General features: G+C 73.9%; 20 protein-coding genes. 11 read left to right on the top strand and 9 right to left on the bottom strand.

Annotation, left to right across the window (positions count from 1 at the left end):
- Window positions 1-20 precede the first annotated feature (20 nt).
- The 4 genes from J421_RS32710 to J421_RS09250 are packed head-to-tail and all read left to right on the top strand — an operon-like array spanning window position 21 to window position 4,424.
- Window positions 21-401 (top strand): hypothetical protein, encoded by a 381-nt coding sequence (locus J421_RS32710; protein WP_025410899.1) that lies wholly within the window; start codon window positions 21-23, stop codon window positions 399-401.
- Window positions 402-403: 2 nt separating this feature from the next.
- A complete protein-coding gene (locus J421_RS09260) occupies window positions 404-1,810 on the top strand; it encodes an alpha,alpha-trehalose-phosphate synthase (UDP-forming) (protein WP_158508717.1) in 1,407 nt (468 codons plus the stop codon).
- A 15-nt stretch (window positions 1,811-1,825) separates the two neighbouring features.
- Window positions 1,826-3,052, top strand: coding sequence for a cation:proton antiporter (locus J421_RS09255; protein ID WP_025410898.1), 1,227 nt, complete (start codon window positions 1,826-1,828; stop codon window positions 3,050-3,052).
- Between the two features lie 4 nt (window positions 3,053-3,056).
- Complete coding sequence (locus tag J421_RS09250; protein WP_025410897.1) at window positions 3,057-4,424, top strand: cation:proton antiporter; 1,368 nt, start codon at window positions 3,057-3,059, stop codon at window positions 4,422-4,424.
- Window positions 4,425-4,430: 6 nt separating this feature from the next.
- On the opposite strand, the gene J421_RS09245 is transcribed toward J421_RS09250, so the two are convergent.
- The 6 genes from J421_RS09245 to J421_RS09220 form a co-directional block, all read right to left on the bottom strand.
- Window positions 4,431-5,675: an ROK family transcriptional regulator gene (locus J421_RS09245; RefSeq protein ID WP_025410896.1), complete on the bottom strand. Its 1,245-nt coding sequence runs from the start codon at window positions 5,673-5,675 to the stop codon at window positions 4,431-4,433.
- Window positions 5,676-5,683: 8 nt separating this feature from the next.
- Complete coding sequence (locus tag J421_RS09240) at window positions 5,684-6,277, bottom strand: LutC/YkgG family protein (RefSeq protein ID WP_025410895.1); 594 nt, start codon at window positions 6,275-6,277, stop codon at window positions 5,684-5,686.
- A 151-nt stretch (window positions 6,278-6,428) separates the two neighbouring features.
- Window positions 6,429-8,645, bottom strand: coding sequence for a bifunctional rhamnulose-1-phosphate aldolase/short-chain dehydrogenase (locus J421_RS09235; protein WP_025410894.1), 2,217 nt, complete (start codon window positions 8,643-8,645; stop codon window positions 6,429-6,431).
- Window positions 8,642-10,069: a rhamnulokinase gene (locus J421_RS09230; protein WP_025410893.1), complete on the bottom strand. Its 1,428-nt coding sequence runs from the start codon at window positions 10,067-10,069 to the stop codon at window positions 8,642-8,644. Before J421_RS09230 ends, J421_RS09235 begins: the two co-directional genes overlap by 4 nt.
- Before the next feature lie 154 nt (window positions 10,070-10,223).
- Window positions 10,224-11,507, bottom strand: a complete 1,284-nt coding sequence (locus J421_RS09225; protein WP_025410892.1) for a sugar isomerase — start codon at window positions 11,505-11,507, stop codon at window positions 10,224-10,226.
- A 356-nt stretch (window positions 11,508-11,863) separates the two neighbouring features.
- Window positions 11,864-12,712, bottom strand: a complete 849-nt coding sequence (locus J421_RS09220; RefSeq protein ID WP_025410891.1) for an AraC family transcriptional regulator — start codon at window positions 12,710-12,712, stop codon at window positions 11,864-11,866.
- A gap of 134 nt (window positions 12,713-12,846) precedes the next feature.
- On the opposite strand from J421_RS09220, the gene J421_RS09215 reads away from it, so the two are divergent.
- Genes J421_RS09215 through J421_RS09205 form a run of 3 tightly spaced genes read left to right on the top strand, consistent with a single transcriptional unit; the run spans window position 12,847 to window position 15,023 of the window.
- Entirely contained in the window at window positions 12,847-13,533 is a 687-nt protein-coding gene (locus J421_RS09215; RefSeq protein ID WP_025410890.1) for a DJ-1/PfpI family protein, read from the top strand.
- 24 nt (window positions 13,534-13,557) lie between these two features.
- Window positions 13,558-13,998, top strand: a complete 441-nt coding sequence (locus J421_RS09210; protein WP_025410889.1) for a hypothetical protein — start codon at window positions 13,558-13,560, stop codon at window positions 13,996-13,998.
- The gene (locus tag J421_RS09205; protein WP_025410888.1) at window positions 13,995-15,023 is read left to right on the top strand and encodes an alpha/beta fold hydrolase; all 1,029 of its coding nucleotides are present in this window, start codon (window positions 13,995-13,997) and stop codon (window positions 15,021-15,023) included. The genes J421_RS09210 and J421_RS09205 overlap by 4 nt, the downstream gene beginning before the upstream one ends.
- 6 nt (window positions 15,024-15,029) lie before the next feature.
- Here the strand turns inward: J421_RS09205 and J421_RS09200 are convergent, their stop codons facing one another.
- The gene (locus J421_RS09200; RefSeq protein ID WP_025410887.1) at window positions 15,030-15,848 is read right to left on the bottom strand and encodes a helix-turn-helix transcriptional regulator; all 819 of its coding nucleotides are present in this window, start codon (window positions 15,846-15,848) and stop codon (window positions 15,030-15,032) included.
- Between the two features lie 157 nt (window positions 15,849-16,005).
- On the opposite strand from J421_RS09200, the gene J421_RS09195 reads away from it, so the two are divergent.
- From J421_RS09195 to chrA, 4 genes are read left to right on the top strand one after another with little or no spacing between them, the layout of a single operon-like run.
- Window positions 16,006-16,530, top strand: coding sequence for a hypothetical protein (locus J421_RS09195; protein ID WP_025410886.1), 525 nt, complete (start codon window positions 16,006-16,008; stop codon window positions 16,528-16,530).
- 4 nt (window positions 16,531-16,534) lie between these two features.
- Entirely contained in the window at window positions 16,535-16,957 is a 423-nt protein-coding gene (locus J421_RS09190; protein ID WP_025410885.1) for a FixH family protein, read from the top strand.
- Window positions 16,958-16,967: 10 nt separating this feature from the next.
- Window positions 16,968-18,221, top strand: a complete 1,254-nt coding sequence (locus J421_RS09185; RefSeq protein ID WP_201773128.1) for a cytochrome-c peroxidase — start codon at window positions 16,968-16,970, stop codon at window positions 18,219-18,221.
- A 22-nt stretch (window positions 18,222-18,243) separates the two neighbouring features.
- Window positions 18,244-19,386, top strand: a complete 1,143-nt coding sequence (gene chrA, locus J421_RS09180; RefSeq protein WP_025410883.1) for a chromate efflux transporter — start codon at window positions 18,244-18,246, stop codon at window positions 19,384-19,386.
- On the opposite strand, the gene crtI is transcribed toward chrA, so the two are convergent.
- Window positions 19,383-20,909: a phytoene desaturase family protein gene (crtI, locus tag J421_RS09175; protein ID WP_025410882.1), complete on the bottom strand. Its 1,527-nt coding sequence runs from the start codon at window positions 20,907-20,909 to the stop codon at window positions 19,383-19,385. The two genes, chrA and crtI, sit on opposite strands and share 4 nt — an antisense overlap.
- Window positions 20,864-21,886 carry a MerR family transcriptional regulator gene (locus tag J421_RS09170; RefSeq protein WP_025410881.1) on the bottom strand — a complete coding sequence of 341 codons (1,023 nt, stop codon included), beginning with the start codon at window positions 21,884-21,886 and terminating at the stop codon, window positions 20,864-20,866. Before J421_RS09170 ends, crtI begins: the two co-directional genes overlap by 46 nt.
- Window positions 21,887-21,925 lie beyond the last annotated feature (39 nt).

Below are 21,925 nucleotides of genomic sequence, written 5' to 3'. Positions count from 1 at the left end.
CACTCGCCCCGAGGTGACCCGTGGATCTCGTCAGCACCGCCGACTCCGTCACCATTCGCCACGACGACCTGGCGACGCTCGCCCAGGTCGCTCTGCTGAGACTGCCGCTGCGCGCCGCCGAGTCCGAGCGGGCGGCGCGATACCGCACGCTGGTCGCCGCCGCCACGGAGCTGGCGCGCGTGCTGAACTCGCACATCCACTGCACGCTCGTGAACTGTCAGGGAAGCCACGGCGTCGGCGACCTGTCCGCGGAGGCCGACGAGCTGTTCGTCGCTCTCGAGCGCTACGGCACGCTGGTGCGCCAGGTCGCGGCGGAGTACCGCCGCTTCGGGCAGCCGACCGTGCCGGTGGACCTGATCGCGCCCGCGACGGGCACCCCGAGCCTGCTGCAGGTGGGGTGAACGTGCTCATCGTCTCGAACCGGCTGCCGGTGACCACCCGCGTCGACGCGGGCGGCGTCACCGTCGTGCCGAGCAACGGCGGCCTGGCGACCGGGCTGCGGGGAGTCCACGAGCGGTCGGGCGGCCTGTGGATCGGCTGGCCGGGGGTGCCGGCCGAGCTGCCGACGCCGATCCGCCGGGCCATCGACCAGCGGCTCGCGGCCGTCGGCGCGGTCGGCGTGCCGCTCGCCGCGCGCGAGATCGACGCGTTCTACCAGCGCTACTCGAACGGCGTGCTGTGGCCGGTGCTGCACGACATGCTGGACCATCCCGCAGCAGAGCCGTCGGACTGGGAGGCCTACCGCACGGTGAACGAGCGGTACGCGGACGTCGTGGCACGGCGCGCGCGACCCGACGAGGTCGTGTGGATCCATGACTTCCATCTGATGCTGGTCCCGCGGCTGCTGCGCGAGCGGTGCCCGTCGCTTCGCATCGGCTTCTTCCTCCACACGCCGTTCCCGTCGATCGAGGCGCTGGCCACGGTGCGCCACCACGCGGCGCTGCTCGACGGCCTGCTCGGTGCCGACGTCGTCGGCGTGCACACGCGGGCGTACGCGGCGCGCTTCCTCGACGCGGTGCGCGCGCTGCTCGGCCGCGCGACGTCGCCGAGCGACGTGGAGGACGGAGCGCGGCGCGTGCACGTGCGCGCGTGCCCGATGAGCGTCGACGTGTCCGCGTTCGAGGCGCGGGCGACGGAGCCGCGCGTGGCGGCGATGGCGTCGCACATGCGGCGCGACGGCGAGCGGCTGCTGCTCGGCGTCGACCGGCTCGACTACACGAAGGGGATCCCGGCGCGGCTCGACGCGTACGCGCGGCTGCTCGAGCGCGAGCCGTCGCTGCGGGGTCGCGTCAGGCTGCATCAGCTCGCGGTGCCGTCGCGCGAGTCGGTACCGGCGTACCAGGCGCTGCGCGCCGAGGTCGAGTCGACGGTCGCGCGCATCAACGCGCGCTTCGGCACGCGCGAGTGGACGCCGATCGAGTACCGGTACGGCTGCGTGGACGACGTCACGCTGTCGGCGCTCTACCGCGCGGCGGACGTGATGCTCGTGACGCCGCGGCGCGACGGGATGAACCTCGTGGCGAAGGAGTTCGTGGCGAGCCGCGTGGACGGCGACGGAGTGCTCGTGCTGAGCGAGCACGCGGGCGCGGCGGCGGAGCTGCGCACCGCGCTGCTCGTCGATCCGGACGACGTCGACGGGCTCGCGCGGTCGTACTCGGCGGCGCTCGCGATGTCGGCGCCGGAGCGGCGCGTGCGCATGCGCCGGCTCCGCTCCGCGGTGCGGCGGCACGACGTGTTCCAGTGGGCGCGCGAGTTCCTGCTCGCGTTAGGCGGCGGGGGCGCCGCGCTCGTCGGCCGCAGTGCGGGCTAGGCGGGAGGCGGCGCGGTGAGCGCCGGGGTGCTGCTCGTCGTCGTGGTCGTCGTCGCGTACCTCGCGACGCACGTCGCGTACGACTGGGTGGCGCGGCGGTTCCTCGTCGTGTCGGGAGCGGAGTATCTCGTGCTCGGGCTGCTGCTCGGGCCGCAGGCGAGCGGCGTGATCCCCGCGGACGTGGTGAAGGGGTTCGCGCCGCTGGCCGCGCTCGCGGTGGGGTGGATGGGCGTGCTCGTGGGGATGCAGTTCCACCTGCCGACGCTCGTGCGCGTGCCGGGGCTCACGTTCCGCCTCGCGTTCGCGGAGGCGCTCGCGACGCTCGCGGCGGTGAGCGGCGCGACGTTCGTGCTCGTGCGACCGCTGTTCGCGCTCACGTCCGCGCAGGCGGTGGTGCCGGCGGTCGCGCTCGGGGCCATCGCGTGCGCATCGACGCCGGCGGGACTGGAGCTCGCGGCGCGCATGCTCGACGAGCGCGCCTCGGCGCGCGACCTCGGACGCGGCGGCGCGCGGCTGCTGCGGCAGCTCCGCCACTCGGTGGCCATCGACGCGCTCGTGGCGATCGTCGCGATCGGGCTCATCGCGTGCGTCGCGCATCCGGCGGTCGCTGGACTGTCGCGGCAGCCGACGACGACGGAGTGGGCGGCCATCACGTTGGGCATCGGCGTCGGTGGCGGAGTGCTGTTCCATCTCTTTCTCGGTGGGGAGCGCGAGCCGGACCGGCTGTTCGTGGCGCTCGCCGGCGCGGTGATCCTGGCGAGCGGCGCGGCGACGTTCCTGCGGCTATCGCCGCTGCTCGCATGCATCATCGTCGGGGCGATCCTCGTGAACACGTCGAGCAGCCGCGTGGCGATCGCATCGGCACTCCGCGCCGGCGAGCGGCCGCTGTACTACGTGCTGCTCATCTTCGCGGGGATGTCGTGGAAGGCGAGCACGCAGGCGGCGTGGTTCGCGCCGGTGCTGGCGTTCCTCGTCGTGCGCACGGCGATGAAGGTAGGGGCCCCCGCCGCCGCGACGTGGTGGAACGACGCGCTCCCGACGCTCGGCGGCCGATGGGGACGCGCGCTGCTCGGACAGGGCGGGCTCGCCATCGCGCTCGCGTTCGACTACCTGCTGCGCCGCGACGTGCCGCTGCCGAACGTGGTGTTCACCACGGCCGCGGTGTCGGTGCTGCTCACCGAGTTCGCCGCCGTGCGGCTCGTGCGCGCGGCGATCGGCCCGGTCGCCGAGCCGGCGCGTTAGGCGGATGCGCGAGGCGCTCGCCGTCCGTCGGCTGGTGATCCTGGCCCTGCTCTACGGCGGGCTGCAGCTCGTGCTGCCGCTCGGCCTGCCCACGTCGCAGGCGCTCGCGCTCGTGACGTTCGGCTTCCTCATCCTCGCGGCGTACACGATCGGCGAGGTGGCGGAGGCGCTGCGGCTGCCGAAGATCGTCGGCTACCTCGCGGCGGGGATGCTGTTCGGCCCTCCGGGGCTGGGCACGCTGCCGGCCGACGTGCTCGACGCGCTCGCGCCGGTGAGCGCGCTGGCGATCGCGCTCATCGCGTTCCTCGCCGGCGCGGAGCTGCAGTGGGCGGAGGTGCGCGCGCGCGGCATCGCCGTGCTGAAGATGCTCTCGGTGGAGCTGTCGCTGACGTTCGTGGGGCTCGTCGCGGTGCTCTACCTGCTGCGCGGCTTCCTGCCGTTCCTCGCGACGGCGCCGGCGCGCGAGGCCATCGCGTTCTCGGTGCTGTTCGCGGCGGTGGCGATCGTGCACTCGCCGGCCGTGACGCTCGCGCTGCTCACCGAGACGGGCGCGCGCGGCCCGGTGGCGCGCACCACGTTAGGCATCGTGCTCGTCGCCGACGTGGCGGTCGTGCTGTTCTTCACCGGCGCGCTGGCGCTCGCGCGCGCGCTCGTCCCGCCGGCGGGTGGTGCCGCGACGCCGCTCTCCGCGGTGGTGTGGGAGGTGGGCGGCGCGGTGCTCGTGGGCGCGCTGCTCGGCGCCGGCGTGGCGCTGTATCTGCGCTTCGTGCGCCGCGAGCTGTTCATCTTCGCCATCGTCGTCGCGTTCTTCGGGGCCGAGATCGCGCGGCTCGCGCACGTCGAGGGGCTGCTGACGCTGCTCACCGCGGGCTTCGTCGCCGAGAACGCCGGCGGCGGCCAGGGCGAGACGCTGCGCAAGGCGATGGAGCGCGCGGCCTCGCCGGTGTTCGTCGTGTTCTTCGCGATCGCCGGCGCGCGCATCCTGCCGCAGGCGGTGATCGCGTTCTGGCCGCTGGTGCTCGCGCTGGTGCTGGTGCGCTCGCTCGGCCTGTGGGGCGGCGTGCGGGTCGGCGCGCGGTGGGCGTCGGTGCCGACGCGCGACGCGAACCTCGTGTGGATGGGGCTCGTGTCGCAGGCCGGTGTGGCGATCGGGCTCGTCTCGGTGGTGGCGAGCGTCTACCCGAGCCGCGGCGAGCAGCTGCGCACGCTGTTCCTCGCGGTGCTCGCGATCAACCAGACGCTCGGCCCGGTGCTGTTCCGCCGCGCGCTGCTGAAGGCGGGGGAGATTCCTGGGGAAGTCTCACGCGGAGCCGCGGAGGACGCGGAGGAAACCGAGGACGGTGGCCTCCGCGTCCTCCGCGGCTCCGCGTGAGCCGACTCAGGCGACGCGCGGCGCGGCGAACGTCGGCACGGCGACGAGCGCGACCGCGCCTAACAGCCGGTACTCCGCGGGCCGCGGGTCGGCGAGCACGGGGGTGGTGCGGCCGGCGTCGCTCAGCGTCGCCTCGGCGAGCGCCTCGCGCATCGGCGGCTCGAGCAGCGACCACGCGCCGGTGATCTCGCCGCCGAGGTAGATGCGTCCCGGGTTGAACGCGTTGACGACGGTGGCGAGCCCGCGGCCGATGTACCAGCCGGTCTCGCGGATGGCCGACACCGCCGCCTCGTCGTCGCGGCGCGCGGCGTCGAGCACGTCGTCGATCGTCGGCGGCGTGTCGGGGAGCGTGGTGCCTGAGGATTCGCCAGGCGCGCGGTGCGCCTGCAGCATGCGGTCGACGTAGCGGCGCACGGTGGCGCGGTTCGACGCGAACGCCTCCCAGCAGCCGCGCTTCCCGCACGAGCAGATCGGCCCGTGCGGGTCGAGCGAGTTGTGGCCGAACTCGCCCGCGGTGTGCGTCTCGCCGCGCAGCACCTCGCCGTTCACGACGAGCCCCGCGCCGACGCCGTCGGAGACGTGCACGTACGCGAAGTTGCGCACCGCCTGCTGTCCCTCGGGGGCGAGCCACAGCCGCGCGAGCGCGCACGCCGCCGGCGTGGCCGCGATGTCGACCGGGAGCTCGACGCGCGCCGCGAGCGCGTCGCGGATGTCGACGTTGCGCCAGCCGAGCAGCGGCGAGTACAGCACGCGTCCCGTGCGACGGTCCACCATGCCCGGCACGACGACGCCGACGCCGCGGTAGTCCGCGTCGGTGACGTGTGCGCGGCGCATCGCGGCGATGCGGTCGGCGAGCGCGGCGACGAGCGTGTCGGGGGTCGTGGGCGTCTCCATCACTTCGCGCGCGAGCGTCTCGCCCGCGAAGTCGGCGATGGCGACGGTGGTGCCGCCGGGCCGCACGTCGACCGCGACGGCGAGGCGGCCGCTCGTGCGCACGCGCAGCAGCGTGGGACGCCGCCCGGGGCCGACGTCACCCGCGACGCGCTCGGTCGTCTCGACCACGTCGCCCGACTCGATCAGCTCGCGCACGATGAGCGTGAGCGCGCTGCGCGCGACCTCCATGTGCCGCGCCAGCTCGGCGCGCGAGATCGGCTCGTGCTCGCGGATGATGTTGAGCACGATCTGCCGGTTCACCTCGCGCGGCGTGGCGCGGGTGGCGAGCTGGAAGTTGCGCGTGTCGATCTTCCGCATGCGACCGATCAGGACTCCGTGACGAGAACGACGGTGAGGCTCTTCGGGCCGTGCGCGCCGACAACGAGCGACTGCTCGATGTCGGCGGTCTTCGACGGGCCGGCGATGAACGCGCCGAACGGCTCGGCCGTGAGATCGAGCCGCGCGTACGCCGCGTGCAGGTCGGCGACGATGGCGCGCCGGTCGAGCACGATCGCGACGCGGGTGGCGAGGAACGCCGCCGCGCGCGCATGTCCGCCGAGCCGCGACGCCGGGAGCCACACGGCCCCGTTCTCCGCGACGCCGAACGCGCCCTCGCACACGAACAGGTCGGTATCGGCGAGGTCGTGCGGATCAGCCGGCAGCGGTTCCGAGCCGGGGACGCCGGAGAGTGTGGATACGACCTTCCCTGCCTGCGGGTACACCGCGCGCGCGAGTCGGTTCGTGTCGGCGCGCGCGCCCTCCACGACGTGGGCGCCGGCACCGCGCGCGGCGTCGGCGAATCGCGCGCCGAGGTCGCCGTCCGGGATCGGGAATGCCGGGTGATCGGGCAGCGGCACCGCCGCGGGACGCGCGGCACGCACGGCCCTCAGGATCGCGTCGCGCGTGCTGGAATGGGACACGGAATGGCTCCTTCTGCTCGCCTGCTGTCACGTAATCGAACCGCAGAGGACGCACAGGACGCAGAGGAGAGCGCTCTCATTGTTCTCCTCTGCGTCCTCTGCGTCCTCTGCGGTTCGATCAAAGAGGTCGTCCCCTGCGGCTCGACCCATGTCAACGGAGAAACGCCTCGGCCAGCCCACCGTCGACGTTCACGATCTGCCCCGTCGTGCGGCTGAACGTGTCGCCGACGAGCGCCACGATCGCGCTCACCTGGCTGTCGAGCGTGATCGCCTGACCGGTGAGCGTGCGCTTGGCGTAGAACGCGGCGAGCCGGTCGCGAAGCGTCTCGGTGCTCTCGGCGTCGTCGTGCGGCAGCTTGTACTTCGCGAGCGACGCGATCACGCGGTCGCGCGGGAACATGCTCGAGCCCTCGATCACCGTCGCCGGCGCGACGCCGTTCACGCGCACCGTCGGCGCGAACGCGACGGCGAGCTCGCGCACGAGATGGTTCGCCGCGGCCTTGCTCGTGTCGTACGCGAACGAGCCCGCCTTCGGCACCACGCCGTTCACGCTCGTCGTGATCACGAGGCTGCCCGCGAGCCCCTGCGCCTTCCACAGCCGCCACGCCTCGTCGGCGACGAGGAACGGGCCGGTGACGTTGATGGCGAACGCGCGCGCCCACTCGGTGTCGGCGACGCGGCCCTGCGCGTCGGGGCTCGGGTAGTAGCCCGCGGTGACGACGACGTGGTCGATGCCGCCGTAGGCGAGCGTGACCTCCTCCAGCGCGCGCCTAACGGCCTCCCGGTCGGTCATGTCCGCGCCGAGCCCGACGACCTGTCCGGCACCGGAGATGCCCGTACCGGCGACGCCGATGCCGAGGCCCACCTTGTGCTGCACCGCCGTCGCCGCGGCCTCGGCACCGCTCGCGTGCAGATCCACGGCCGCGACGCTCGCGCCCTCGGATACGAGCCGCGTGAGCAGCGCCCGCCCGATGCCGCTCGCCGCGCCGACGACGACCACGACCTGGCGGTCGAGCGCCTTCTCGGGCGGCATGCGGCGAAGCTTCGCCTCCTCCAGCAGCCAGTACTCGATGTCGAACGCCTCCTGCCGGTCGAGCGCGCGATAGCGGCTCACCCGCTCCGCGCCGCGCATGACGCCGATGGCCGCGTTGTAGAACTCCGCCGTCACGCGGCTCTCGCTCTTCGACTTGCCGAACGCGATCATGCCGACGCCGGGCACGAGGATCACGCTCGGCGCCGACGCGCGCATCGCCGGCGAGTCGTCGCGTCGGCACGCGCCGTAATAGTCGGCGTAGTCGGCCTGATAGGCGGCGAGCCCCGCCTCGAGCTTCGCCTTCAGCGCGTCGACGTCGCCGGTCTGGGGATCCCACTCGACGTAGAGCGGCTTGATCTTCGTGCGGAGGAAGTGGTCGGGGCAGCTCGTGCCGAGCTCCGCGAGCCGCGGCGCGTCGGCGGAGCTCACGAACTCCACGACCTCGTCGCGCGTCTCCACGGTCGCGATCTGGCGCTTGTCGGCGCTCACCTTGCCGCGCAGCCAGGGGAGGATCTCCACGAGCACGCGTCGCCGCTCCGCGTCGCCCAACGATCGAGCGCGCGCGCCGCCGAACGCCGGCGCGCCGTCGCCGCGCGCGTCCAGGTAGGCCTGCGCGCGGCGGATGAGATCGAGCGTGAGCTCGTAGCACTCGCGGTCGTCGTTCGCCCAGTTGATCAGCCCGTGCTGGCCGAGGATCGCGCCCTTCGCGTGCGGGTGCTCGCGCACCACGCGCTCCAGCTCCAGCCCGAGCTCGAAGCCGGGGCGCTGCCACTCGGTCCACACGACGTCGTCGCCGTACACTTCGCGCGTGAGCGCCGGCCCGTCGGCCGCGGTGGCGAGCGCGATCACGGCGACGGGGTGCATGTGGTCGACGTGCGCGTACGGGATGAACGCGTGCAGCGGCGTGTCGATGCTCGACGCGGTGGGGTTCCGGTCGAACGTCGTGTGCGGGTACATGCCGACCATCGCGTCCTCGGCCGGCGTCTTCGCGCCGCGCGTCGGGAACCGCTCGTAGACGCCGCGCAGGCCGAGCACCTGGTCGAGGTAGAGCGACGCGAAGTTCGCCTTCGTCGCGGTGCGCAGGTCGCCGCCGGAGCCCTTCACCCAGAGCACGCGCGTCGGCTGTCCGGTGAGCGGGTCGGTGGCGGTGAGCTTCGACGACGTGTTGCCGCCGCCGGTGTTCGTGATGCGCGCGTCGGCGCCGAGCAGGTTGGAGCGATAGATCAGCCGCTCCACCGGGTCGAGCCGCGCCGCGACCGCGTCGTCCCACCGCGAGCGCAGGTAGTCGTCGGCCGGAGGCGGGGCCGTCGCGGCGTCGAGCGTGGTCGTCGTCATCGCAATGCGGGACTGGAGCGTGGAGTGTACTCGGTGAGGCGGGCGCTGCGACGCGCGGCGTCGCGCACGGTGCTGCCCGGCGCGAGGTCGCCCATCGTGCGCGCCTGCACGAGCAGGTTGCCGAGCACGGTCGCCTCCTCGGGGCCGGCGAGCACGCGGCGCCCGCACGCGTCGGCCGTGAGCTGATTCAACAGCGCGTTGCGCGCGCCGCCACCGACGACGTGCACGTCGTCCGTGCGCCGCCCGGTGAGCGCATCGAGCTCGGCGAGCGTGTCGGCGTAGCTCGCGGCGAGGCTGTCGAGGATCAGCCGCACGACCGCGCCGCGCGTGTCGGGCGCGTCGTGTCCCTGCGCGCGGCACGCCTCGGCGATGCGCGCCGGCATGTCGCCGCGCTCGCCGAACGCGGGCGCGTTGAGATCGAGCGTGACGTGGGACGGCGACGATGCCGCGGCGGCGACGAGCGCGTCGTACGCCGGCCGCGCGCCATCCTCCGCCTCCCACGCGCGCAGGCACTCCTCGAGCGCCCACATGCCCGTGCGATTCTTGAGAAACCGTACGGTGCCGTCGAGGCCCGCCTCGTTCGTGAAGCCGGCGCGCCGCGCCTCGGGCGCGAGCATGGGCGCGTCGAGCTCGGCGCCGACGAGCGACCAGGTGCCGGAGCTGACGTACGCCCACTGCCGCGCGGGCGACGCCGGCACCGCGGCCACCGCGGCGGCCGTGTCGTGCGCGCACGACGCGATCACGAGCACGCCCATCGCGTCGATCGCCTCGCCGAGCGCGGTACCCGGCGGCACCACGTCGGGCCATCGCGCGGGGTCGTCGCCGACGGCGCGGATGAGATCCTCGGCCCACCGGCCGGTGCGCGCGTCGAGGAGCTGGGTGGTGCTCGCGTTCGTCCGCTCGGCCACCATGCGGCCGCTCAGCTTGTAGAGCAGCCACTCGGCGATGAGCAGCCGCTTCGCGGTGCGCGCGACGAGCGCGGGCTCGTCGAGCAGGTCGGCGACGATCTGCGGCAGCGTGTTCAGCTCGAGGAACTGGATGCCGGTGCGCTCGTACAGCGCGTCGGCGCCGCCCGCACGCTTCACGGCTTCGTCGAGCCGCCCGCGGGTGCGCGGGTCGCGGTAGCAGTACGGCCGCCGCAGCGGCTCGCCATCGGTGCCTAACGGCACGTAGTCCACCGCCCACGAGTCGACGGAGACGGAGCGGACCGCGGGCGATGCCTCGCGGGCGAGCGCGAGCCCGCGTCGCACCTCGCCCCACAGCGCCTCGGCGTCCCACCACAGGTGTCCCTCGGCCTCGACGAGCGGCGTGCGGAACCGGTGCACCTCGCGCATCTCCATCACGCCGTCGCGCAGCGTCCCGACGACGGCGCGGCCGCTGGACGCGCCGAGGTCGATCGCGAGGTACGACGGGGCTTCAGTCACGGTGCGCTGCGTTGGAACCGCAGAGGCCGCAGAGGGCCGCCGAGCCTTTCATTTGAACCGCAGAGGACGCAGAGGGCCGCAGAGGAGAACCAATTGGTGTTGGTTTCCTCTGCGGCCCTCTGCGTCCGCTGCGGTTCAATGAACAAAGCAAGGTTCACAGCCCGCGCGCCTCTACGATGCCGCCGACGCGCTCCGCCGATTTCGTCGCGCGATAGCCAGAAGTGCGGAACGCGCGCACGGGATCGAGCGCGGCACCGGCGCGCCGGCGCGCCTCGGCGACGAGCGGGCGCGCGTCGGTCTCGAACGCGTCCTTCAGCGTCCGCTCGGCCATGAGCACGTCCCCGCTCTCCTGGTGCGCGGCGAGCGCGTCGTGGTCGACGAGCCACGCCTTCGCGCACGCGAGCTGGAGCTGATCGACCGTCTGCAGCAGATCCTCGACCGGATCCTTGAGGTTGTGGCTCTGGTCGATCATGTACGCCGGCCGGAACGACGGCAGCCGGTCCCGCTCCGCCAGCACCAGCTCGTGGAAGACGAGGAACAGCGCGTACGGCTTGATGGAGCCGGCCGTGAGGTCGTCGTCGCCGTACTTCGAGTCGTTGAAGTGGAAGCCACCGAGCTTCCCCGCGCCAAGCAGCCGCGCGACGACCATCTCGATGTTCGTGTTCGGCAGATGGTGGCCGAGGTCCACGAGGCACTGTGCGCGGTCGCCTAACGATTGCGCGAGCAGCAGCGAGGAGCCCCAGTCCTGCACGACCGTCGCGTAGAACGCGGGCTCGTAGGGCTTGTGCTCGGTGAACAGCCGCCAGCCTGCGGGAAGCGCGGCGTACACCTCGCGCAGGCAGTCGAGCACGCGATCGAACGAGCGTCGCAGCGACATCTGCCCGGGATAGTTCGAGCCGTCGGCGAGCCAGATCGTGATCGCCTCGGCGCCGAGCGCGCGGCCCACCTCCACGACGTGGAGGTTGTGGTCGACGGCCTGGCGGCGGACCGCGGCGTCGGGGTGGCTGAACGAGCCGAGCTTGTAGCTGAGCCGCTGGCCCTGCTGGTCCTGAAACGTGTTGGAGTTCACTGCGTCGAAGCCGAGCCCGAGCTGCGCGGCGTGCGCCTTCAGCGCATCGGGGTCGCGCGGATCGTCCCACGGCAGGTGGAGCGAGACGCGCGGCGTGGCGCCGGTGAGGCGATGGACGACGGCCGCGTCCTCGAGCTTCTCGTCGAGCGTGCGCGGCTCGCCGGGCCCGGGAAAGCGGCCGAAGCGCGTGCCGCCGGTGCCTAACGCCCAGCTGGGGACCGCCACCTCGAACCGGCGCACCGCGTCCACCACGTCGTCGGCGCGCAGCCCGCGGCGATCGAGCCGTTCGGCGAGGCTCTCGTAGTCGCGCCGGTGGTCGTCGAGGGCCGCGTCGTCGGCCGCGCGCGCGTCGGGGGGAGCGATCGTCATCCGCGCAAGATCGGCTGCGGGAGGCGGGTGTCAACGCCTGACGGCTTACTGCGGGACGCCTTACTGCGGGACGCCTTACTGCGGGACGCCTTACTGCGGGACGATATACCGCGGGATCGCTCGCGCGGGATCGTAGTTATAGTTACCAGGGGAGGCTCCCCCCCCTTCGCCCATAGTTCCACGCGCCGCATCGCGCGACGGTATCAAACCGACGCACCGCGGATCCCAGACGGCGCAGCCGGTCCCCGCCGTGGATCGTCCCGCCGTGGATCGTCCCGCCGTGGATCGTCCCGCCGTGGATCGTCCCGCCGTGGATCGTCCCGCCGTGGATCGTCCCGCCGTGGATCGTCCCGCCCTCAGTCGTCCCGCAGCAAGGCATCCTGCAGCAACGCATCCCCCCGCAGCGACCTCGCATACGCCCCCGGCGTCTCGCCGAACGCGCGACGGAACACGCGCGTGAAGTGCGACTGGTCCGCGAAGCCGGCCGCGAGCGCGATGGCCGAGAGCGATCGGTCGCCCTGCGCGATCGCTGCGCGGGCCTGCTCGATGCGCCGCTGTCGCGCGTAGTTGGCGACCGTCGCGCCGTGGTGCCGGCGGAACGTGCGCAGCAGATGCGACGCGTGCACGCCGGCGAGCGCGGCAAGGTCGGCCACCGTCGGCGGCTCCGTGAGCGACGCCTCGATCGCGTCCTCGACGACGCCGAGCCAGCGCGGACGCCGCGGCTCGCCGAGCCCGGGGAGGCGGGAGAGCTCGCTGACGAGCAGGAGCAGCGCGCCCTCGATGGCGAGGCGCGATACCGCGTCCGGCTCGCGCAGCTCGGCGCCGATGCGCGACGCCCAGTTCACCGCCGTGCCGCGCACGAGCTGCGGTGCCTTCGGGAGCGCGCGCTCGCCGGCGCCGACGCGCGCGAACCACGCGGCGGTGAACTGCACGTTGAGCCACCGCCCAGGCGTGAGGAAGCGATGCGCGTGCGTCTCGAACGACGGCGTGTAGAGCAGGCTCTGGGCGCCCAGCTCGCGCGTCCGGCTCCCGACGTCCTCCGTCGCGTTCCCCTGCAGCACGAGGCTGAGCAGCGGCGCGTCGTGCGCGTGCGCCGCGACGCGCAGGCCGGCGGCGTACGTGTTCTCCGCCAGCGAGACGCCCTCGAACGTGCGGGCGCGCACCGGTGCTCCGACGAACTGTCCGATCCCGATCGGCGCGGTCATGGCGCCCCAGTATGCGACGCCCCGAGGCGCACGCGCCAGCCGATTCGTTCCAGAACGCGTGTTCGGTGCAAGAGCCGGACGGCACCCCGGGCGATCTTCGCGATGAGACGTTCGCCCACCCCGCCCCCGAGGCCATGCGACCATCACTCTCCGTCGGGTTCGTGCTGTTCGACGGGCTGACCCAGCTCGACCTCACCGGGCCGTACGAGGTGCTCGCGCGGCTGCCGGACACGCGCGTGCATCTCGTGGCGGCGAGCCGCGCGCCCGTGCGCAGCGAGTGGGGGATGGCGATCGTGCCCGACGCGACGTTCGACGACGCGCCGCCGATCGACGTGCTGTGCGTGCCGGGCGGCTGGAGCGTGAACGCACGCCTCGACGACGAGCCGCTGCTCGCGTTTCTCCGCGCGCGGGGCGAACGCGCCCGCTACGTCACGTCCGTGTGCAGCGGCGCGCTGCTGCTCGGCGCGGCGGGGCTGCTCCGCGGCTACCGCGCGACCACGCACTGGCTCTCGCTCGACCTGCTGTCGCTCCTCGGCGCCGAAGCGGTGGAGGCGCGCGTGGTCCGCGACCGCAACCGGATCACGGGCGCCGGCGTGACGGCGGGGATCGACTTCGGGCTCGCGCTCGCGGCGGAGCTGTTCGGCGCGCCGGTGGCGCAGCGCATCCAGCTCGCGCTCGAGTACGACCCCGCGCCGCCGTTCGACAGCGGGTCGCCGCGCGCGGCGCCGACGGCGGTGCGGGCCGACGTCGCGCGGGCAAGCGAACGAATGCTGACCGAGCGGCGCACCCTCGTCGAGCGCGCCGCGCGGCGACTCGGCTGATCCCACCCACCCCGGAGCGATCACATGCCCTACGTCCTCGGAATCGTCCTCGCCCTCGCCGTCGGCGTCTACGCCACGGCGATGCGCTTCGATCGCGACCGCGTGCTCTACCCGACGCTGCTCATCGTCTTCGGGTCGTACTACGTGCTCTTCGCCATCCTCGGCGGCTCGGCCGGAGCGATCGTGATCGAGTCGCTCATCACCGGCGTCTTCGCGGTCGTGGCGACGGTGGGCTTCCGGCGAAACCTCTGGCTCGTCGTCGCCGGACTCGTCGCGCACGGCGCGATGGATCTCGTGCACGGTCACCTGGTCGCGAATCCCGGCGTGCCCGCGTGGTGGCCGGCGTGGTGTATGTCCTACGACGTGGTCGCGGGAGCGTATCTCGCGTGGCGGCTCGCGCGAACCCACACCGCGCGGACGCCGTTCCCGGCGACGCTCTCCGCACTTCCCGAGGCCGGACGATGAGCGCCGTCGAACGCTGGACGCGGCGCGTCGCACTCGCGGCGGCCGGCCTCACCGTGATCGCGTTAGGCACGGGCGCGAGCTACGAGGCCGCGCTGCGCCATCGCGCGACGCGCGCGTACCCCGTGCGAGGCCGGCTCGTCGACATCGGCGGACGGCGGCTGCAGCTCGACTGCCGCGGTGCGGGCTCGCCGACGGTCGTGCTGGAATCGGGGTTGGACCATCTCGGCTCGCTCGCCTGGGCCACGGTCCACGACTCCATCGCCCGGACCACGCGCGTGTGTGCGTACAGCCGCGCGGGCATTCTCTGGAGCGACGCCGCCCCCGGGCCGTTCGACGCCGAGCGGATCCCGCGCGACCTGCACGCGGCGCTCGCCGCCGCGGGCGAGCGCGGGCCGTGGGTGCTCGTCGGCCATTCGTTAGGCGGACCGTACGTCACGCTCTTCACGCACGCGTATCCGTCGGAGGTCGCCGGCCTCGTGCTCGTGGACGCGTCGCACCCGGCGCAGTTCGCGCGCTACTTCGAGATCACCGGCCGGTCCATGAAGCCGCCGACCGGCATGGTGGCCTTCGGATCGGCGCTCGCGTGGACGGGGCTCGTGCGGCTGGTCGCGGGCGGCGACGCGCCGGCCGACTGGCCGACGGACGCCGTCGCGACGGCGTCCGCCTATCTGCCCACCTCCCTCGACGAGCTGCACGCGGAGACGGCCGCGATCGACGCGACGCTCGCCGCCGAGGCGCGCGCGCGGGTGCTCGGCGACCGGCCGCTCGTCGTGCTCACCGCCGCGGCGGAGATGAGCGCCGAACGGCTCGCCGCCGAGGGCGTCACGCGCGCAGAGGGCGCGCGAATGCAGGCGGCGTGGAAGACGCTGCAGGACGACGAGGCGACGTGGTCGCGCGAGAGCCGGCACGAGATGGTGCGGGACGCGTCGCACTACGTCCAGTTCGATCGTCCGGACGTCGTGATCGGCGCCGTGCGGGAGGTGGTCGCACGGGTGCGCGGGACGAGGGCGTCCGTGGCTCGTTAGGCCCGCCTAACGGCCGCGGAGCGCGCGCGCGTACTGCCCGGGCGTCTCGCCGAACGCCTGCCGGAACACGCGCGTGAAGTGCGACTGGTCGGCGAAGCCCGCGTCGAGCGCGATCATCGACAGCGACCGGTCGCCCTTCGCGACCGCCGCCCGCGCGCGCTCGATGCGCCGCTGCCTGACGTAGTTGGCGACCGTCGTGCCGTGGTGCCGACGGAACGTGCGCAGCAGGTGCGTCGGATGCACGCCCGCGAGCGCCGCCAGCTCGTCCACCGGCGGCGGCGCGGCGACCGACGCCTCGATGGCGTCCTCCACGCGGTGCAGCCACCGCGGCCGCGTGACCGCGCCGTCGACGCGGAGACGGACGAGGTCCGCCACCATGAGCACGAGCGCGCCGTCGATCGCGAGCGTCGAGATCGCGTCGCGCTCGCGCACCTCCGCGCGCACGCGTGCCACCCACGCCGCCGCCGCGCGGCTGCGCACGACCTGCGCGGTCACGGGCAGCCGCGGCCCGCCGTCGACGACGCGGGCGAGCCACCGATCGGACAGCTGGATGTTGAACCAGCGCCCCGCGCTCCCGAAGCGATAGCCGTGCGGCGCGTACGACGGCGTGAGGAGCAGGTGCTGCGCGGCGACGGCGCGCGTCCGGCCGTCGACCTCCTCGACGCCGACGCCCTCCAGCACGAGGCTGATCACCGGCGCGTCGTGCACGTGACAGGGCAGGACCAGTCCCGCCGCGAACGTCCCCTCGTGCATCGCGACGTCGCCACGCACGTGCTCGTAGATCGCGGGGCCGACGAACTGGGCGAGCGCGACCGGCGTCTCCATCGCGCCACCTCTCGTGTGAGCGGACGCGGAAACACTACGGCGGCAGGGATCCGCCGCAAGAGCGGGTGCGAATCGTACCAGGACGTCCTCGTCGTGCTATAGCCCGCGCCCACGGCGCCGTACACTCGGCCCATCCACACCACGCGAGGGAGCGACCATGACCGACACCACCGCCCGCCGATCGATCGGCGCGATCGCGACCCTGCTGCTGCTCGCCGGCGCCGAGCGCGTGGGCGCGCAGCCGCTCGACTCGGTGACGCCGCGGGCCCGCGTGCGCGTCGATCTGCTCACCACCGAGCGCACGCGCCTCGGCCGCACGCGCGCGCAGTCGGTGGTCGGCACGCTGGCGGGAATGCGCGCGGACACCGTGCTGCTCGCCGTGCGCGACGACGTGCCGCCGCTCCACGTGCCGGTCGCCTCGCTCCGCGCCGCGTTCACGAGCCGCGGCCGCCCGCCACGCTGGGAGGCCGCGCTGCGCGGCGCCGTGGTCCCGGCGCTCATGGGCGCCGCGGTCAGCGCGATCGGCTCCGCCATCCGGCACCGCGAGGGCGACCCGAGCCCCGGACGCATGGCCGCGACGAGCGCGGCATGGGGCGCGGCGACCGGTGCGCTGCTCGCCGCGTGGTCGCCGAGCGAGCGATGGCACCGCCTAACGATGCCCACACTTCCTACACGTCCCTGAGACTATGCGTATCCATCAGACGCTCCTCGCCACGATCGGCGCGGCGCTGCTCACCGGCTGCATGCTGTTCGCGCGTCCGCCGAAGGATCTCGACTACTCGCGTACGCGCGCGAGCGAGGGCGGACGCTATCGCGCCACGATCCATCCCCAGGGCGACACCATCCCGCAGGGCAAGCTGCAGCGCTGGACGCTGCACGTGGAGACCGTGGCCGGCGCACCCGTCGACAGCGCCGCGATCACCGTCGACGGCGGCATGCCGCAGCACGGCCACGGGCTGCCGACGAAACCGCGCGTCACCCGCGCGTTAGGCCACGGCGACCACGTCGTCGAGGGGATGAAGTTCAACATGGGCGGCTGGTGGGTCGTCACGTTCCGCGTGCACGCCGACGCGGGCACGGACTCCGTGGTGTTCAACCTCAAGCTCTGAGGACCGCGCCATGACCTGCCCGTCACGTCGCGCGCTCGGTACGGCGCTGATGCTCCTCGCGCTCACGGCCATGGCGGCCGCCCGGTCGGCCGCGCCGCGGCGGCGTGGCTGGTCGGCCGAGCAGCGCACGCTGCTCCGGTCGCTGTCGCTCGCCAGCCTCGGCCCGCTGCCGGCCGATCCGTCGAACCGCTACGCCGACGACCCCCGCGCCGCGGCGTTAGGCCGCGCGCTCTTCTTCGACACCCGGCTGAGCGGCAACGGCAGGGTGTCGTGTGCCACCTGCCACGTGCCCGCGACGGACTTCCAGGACGGCACGCCGCTCGGCCACGGCATGGGCACCACGGCGCGGCGCACGATGCCCGTCGCCGGCACCGCGCACGGCGCGTGGTTCTTCTGGGACGGCCGCGCCGACAGCCAGTGGGCGCAGGCGCTGGGCCCGCTGGAGAGCGCGGTGGAGCACGGCGGCAGCCGCGCGCAGTACGCCCACGTCGTCGCCGATCACTACCGTCGCGACTACGAGGCGGTGTTCGGGCCGCTGCCGCGCCTCGACGACGTCCCGGCGCACGCGGGCCCGGTCGCCGACACGGCGTGGCGCGCGGCGTGGGGCCGCCTCGCGCCGGCACGGCAGCAGGACGTCAGCCGCGTGTACGCGAACGTCGGCAAGGCGATCGCGGCGTTCGAGCGGCGCGTGGAGCTCCCGCCGACGCGCTTCGATCGGTACGTCGAGGCCGAGCTCGCGGGGCGGCCGCACCCCGCGCAATCGACGCTGAGCGACGACGAGGTGGCGGGGCTCGAGCTGTTCCTCGGCCAGGCGAGCTGCGTGAACTGTCACAACGGGCCACGCTTCACCGACGACCACTTCCACAACACCGGCGTGCCGCTGCCGAAGGTCGCGCTGCCGTTCGACAGCGGCCGCATCGTCGGCGTGCGGCAGGCGGTGGCGGGAGAGTTCAACTGCACGAGCCGCTACAGCGACGCGAAGGTGGACGACTGCGCCGAGCTGCGGTTCGCGGTCACCGAGGGCGAGCAGCTGGTGCGCGCGTACAAGACGCCGTCGCTGCGCGGCGTGGCCGAGCGCGCGCCGTACATGCACGCGGGGCAGCTCGCGACATTGTCCGAGGTGATCGCGCACTACGACCGCGCGCCGCACGCGCCGGCCGGGCACAGCGAGCTCAAGCCGCTGCGGCTCTCGGCCACCGAGCGCCGCCAGATCGAGGCGTTCCTGCGCACGCTGAGCGCGCCGGCGCGCTTGAGCATGGAGTGATACAATCGTATCTTCGGCCGCCATGCCGGACCCCACGCGGCCGTCGCTGCGCGCGCTCGCGCGCTACTTCCTGCGCCTCGGCGCCGCCGGCTTCGGCGGGCCGATCGCGCTCGTCGGCTACATGGAGCGCGCGTTCGTCGACGAGCACGGATGGGTGAGCCGCCAGGAGCTGAAGGACGGCCTCGCGTTCGCGCAGCTCGCGCCCGGGCCGCTCGCCGCGCAGCTCGCGATCTACCTGGGGTGGCTGTGCGCGGGACTGCGCGGCGCGACGGTTGCCGGCATCGCGTTCGTCGGTCCGTCGTTCGTCATGGTCGTCGCGCTCGCCGCGCTCTACGTGCGCTTCGGCGGGATGGTGTGGCTGCAGGGGGCGTTCTACGGCATCGGCGCGGCGGTCATCGCGATCATCGCGCGCAGCGTGGTGAAGCTCGTGCGCACCACCGTGGGGCCCGGCCTGCTGCTCCGTGTGCTGTGCGCGACGAGCGCGCTCGTCACGGCGTGGACGGAGTCCGAGCTGCTGTGGCTGTTCGTCGGCTGCGGGCTCGTGTCGCTCGGCGCGCAGATGCGCTGGAGAGGACGCGCGGGCGCGCTCGCGCTCGTGCCGCCGTGGCTCGTGACGGGGCTCGGCACGACCGCGTCGGCGTCGCTCGTCGGCACGCTGTTCGTGTTCTTCGCGTCGGCGGGGCTGTTCGTGTTCGGCAGCGGCCTCGCGATCGTGCCGTTCCTGCACGGCGGCGTGGTGCTGCAGCACCACTGGCTCACCGAGCGCCAGTTCCTCGACGCGGTCGCGGTCGCGCTCATCACGCCGGGGCCGGTGGTGATCACGGTCGCGTTCATCGGCTACCTCGTCGCCGGCACGCTCGGCGCGACGGCCGCGGCGGCGGGCGTGTTCGCGCCGGTGTACCTCATCACCGTGCTGCTCGCGCCGCGGTACGAGCGATGGAAGAGCGACCCGCGGGCACGCGCGTTCGTCGACGGCGTGACGGCCGCGGCCACCGGCGCCATCGCCGGCGCCGCGGTGGTGCTCGGCCGCCGCGCCATCGTCGACGCGCCCACCGCGGTCATCGCGGCGGCGACGCTGGCGCTGCTGCTGCGCTTCCGCAGGCTGCCGGAGCCGCTCGTGATCGTCGCGGCGGGGGCGCTCGGCATCGCGATCCGCGCCGCCTAACGATCCAGGATCCGCTCGAGCACCTTCGCGGAGGAGAGCACGCCGGGGACGCCCGCGCCGGGATGCGTCCCCGCGCCGACGAAGTACAGCCCGTCGACGTCGGGGCTCCGGTTGTGGTAGCGGAACCACGCCGACTGCGTGAGCAGCGGCTCGGGGCCGAACGCCGCGCCGTCGGCCGATCGCAGGTCGCGCGCGAAGTCGAGCGGCGTCATGTGGAAGCGCGTCGTCAGCGCGCCGCCGAGGCCCGGCAGCACGCGCCGCTCGAGCGCGTCGAGCACGCGGTCGAAGTACGCCGCGCCCTCGCGTGTCCAGTCGACGTCGGCCTTCAGGTTCGGCACCGGCGAGAGCACGTACATCGCGTCGTGTCCCGGCGGGGCGAGCGACGGATCGGTGCGCGTGGGTGCGTGGAGGTAGAGCGAGAAGTCGTCGGCGAGGCGGCGCCGCACGAAGATGTCGTCGAGCAGCCCGCGATACCGCGGCCCGAGCACGATGGTGTGGTGCGCGAGCGCCGGGTACGCGCGGTCGACGCCGAAGTAGCCGACGAACAGCCCCATCGACTGCCGCACGCGCGCGACGCGGCGATCGGCGTGCACGCGGCGGTGACGCGCGTCGACGAGCTGCGCGTACACCGTGGTCGGATCCGCGTTGCACACCACCCGGTCGGCACGCAGCGTCTCGCCGCACGCGAGGCGCACGCCCTCCACGGCACCGCCGCGGCCGACGAGGATCCGCTCCACGGGCGCCGAGAGCCGCAGCTCGCCGCCCATCTCTTCGAGCAGCCGCGCGAGCGCCGAGACGATCGCGCCCGTGCCGCCTAACGCGAAGTGGACGCCCCACTTCCGCTCGAGCCAGTGGATCAGGAGGTAGATCGACGAGGCACGAAAGGGGTGCCCGCCGACGAGCAGCGGCTCGAACGTGAGCGCCTGCCGGAGCCGCTCGTCGCGCACGTGCTCGGCCACGAGTGCGTAGACGGACCGATGGCTGCGCAGCCGCACCATGTCGGGAACGACGCGCAGCATGGTCGACAGCCGATCGAACGGCTGATCGGCGAGCCGCGTGTAGCCGACGTCGAAGATGCGCTCGGCCACGCGCGCGAGCCGTCGGTAGCCGTCGACGTCGCGCGGGCTCAGTCGCTCGATCTCGGCGAGCAGCCGCTCCTCGTCGCCGTGGTAGTCGAACGTCGCGCCGTCGTGAAAGAGGATGCGGTAGAACGGATCCACCGGCACGAGCGACACGTAGTCGCGGCGGTCGCGGCCGGCGAGCGCGAACAGCTCGTCGAGCAGGTACGGCGCGGTGATGACGGTGGGGCCGGCGTCGAACGTGTAGCCGTCGCGGCGGAACGTGCGCGCCCGGCCGCCCGGCTGGTCGAGCGCCTCGACGAGCACGACGTCGTCGCCCCGCGCGCGCAGGCGGATCGCCGCGGCGAGGCCCCCGAGTCCCGCGCCGACGACGACGGAGCGCGCGCGGCCGCGCCGCGTCACGCCGAACGTGCCGAAGGTCGCGCGGCGTGCTCCGCGAGCCACGGGCCGACGCCGCGGAGGCGCTCGACGCGCGCCGCGCCTAACGCGGCGAGCAGCCCCGCGTGCCCGGGCGCCTCCGCGCCGCCGACGAGGAGCGCGACCTCGTCGTCGAGCGCGGCGCGCAGGGCGCGCAGCTCGGGCTCGATCGCGTCGCCGGCGCCGGGCACCACGACGCTGAGCGCGACGACGCGCGCGCTCGCCTTGCGCGCCGCGGCCGCGATGTCCGCCGCCGGAAGGTCGGCGCCGAGGTAGGAGACGCGCCATCCGGCCGCCGCGGCGAGCACGGCGACCATGAGCGCGCCGAGCTCGTGCCGCTCGCCCTGCGGCGTGGCGGCGACGAGCGCCGGCGCGGTGTCGCTCCACGCGGCGCCGCGCGACTCGTTCGCGGCGCGGAACGTCTCGAGCATCCAGCCGAGCACCTGCCGCACGGCGACGGCCGCCGCGTGCTCGTGCGCGACCGTGATCTCGCCGCGCTCCCAGAGCCGGCCGACGCGGCGCAGCAGCGGCACGACGACACGCTCGAAGAACGGCCGCGGCGGCAGGCCGACGAGCGCGCGGCCGAGCAGCGTCTGGAGCTTCGGCGCGTCCATGTCGCGCACCGCGGCGTCGCACGCGCGGAGCAGCGCGCCGAGCACCGCGGGCTCGCGGCCGCGCGCCGCCGCCGCGCGAGCCGTTCGCGGCGTGCGGGCCGCGCGTGGCTCGGCGAGCCCCTCCACGAGCGCGCGGAGGCGCGTCGTCGGCACCCGCGAGAGATCGGTCAGGGACCGTCCCGCCGCGGCGAGCGCGCGCAGGAGCCGGAGCCGCTCGATGTCGGCCTCGGAGTAGAGGCGGCGGTCGGTCTCGGTGCGCGCCGGCGCGACGGCGCGGTAACGGCGCTCCCAGGCGCGGACGGTGGCGGTGGTGAGCCCGGCCCGTCGCGCGGCGACGCGGATGGGGTAGCGCGGCTCCGCGTGGTCGGCGGGCTCGGACGGCGTCGGCATGCGCAGGAGGATAGGCCGTTGTACAACTTCTGTCAAATA

It is taken from the genome of Gemmatirosa kalamazoonensis (assembly GCF_000522985.1).
Lineage (GTDB): Bacteria > Gemmatimonadota > Gemmatimonadetes > Gemmatimonadales > Gemmatimonadaceae > Gemmatirosa > Gemmatirosa kalamazoonensis.
This window is presented reverse-complemented; position numbering and strand designations above follow the sequence as displayed.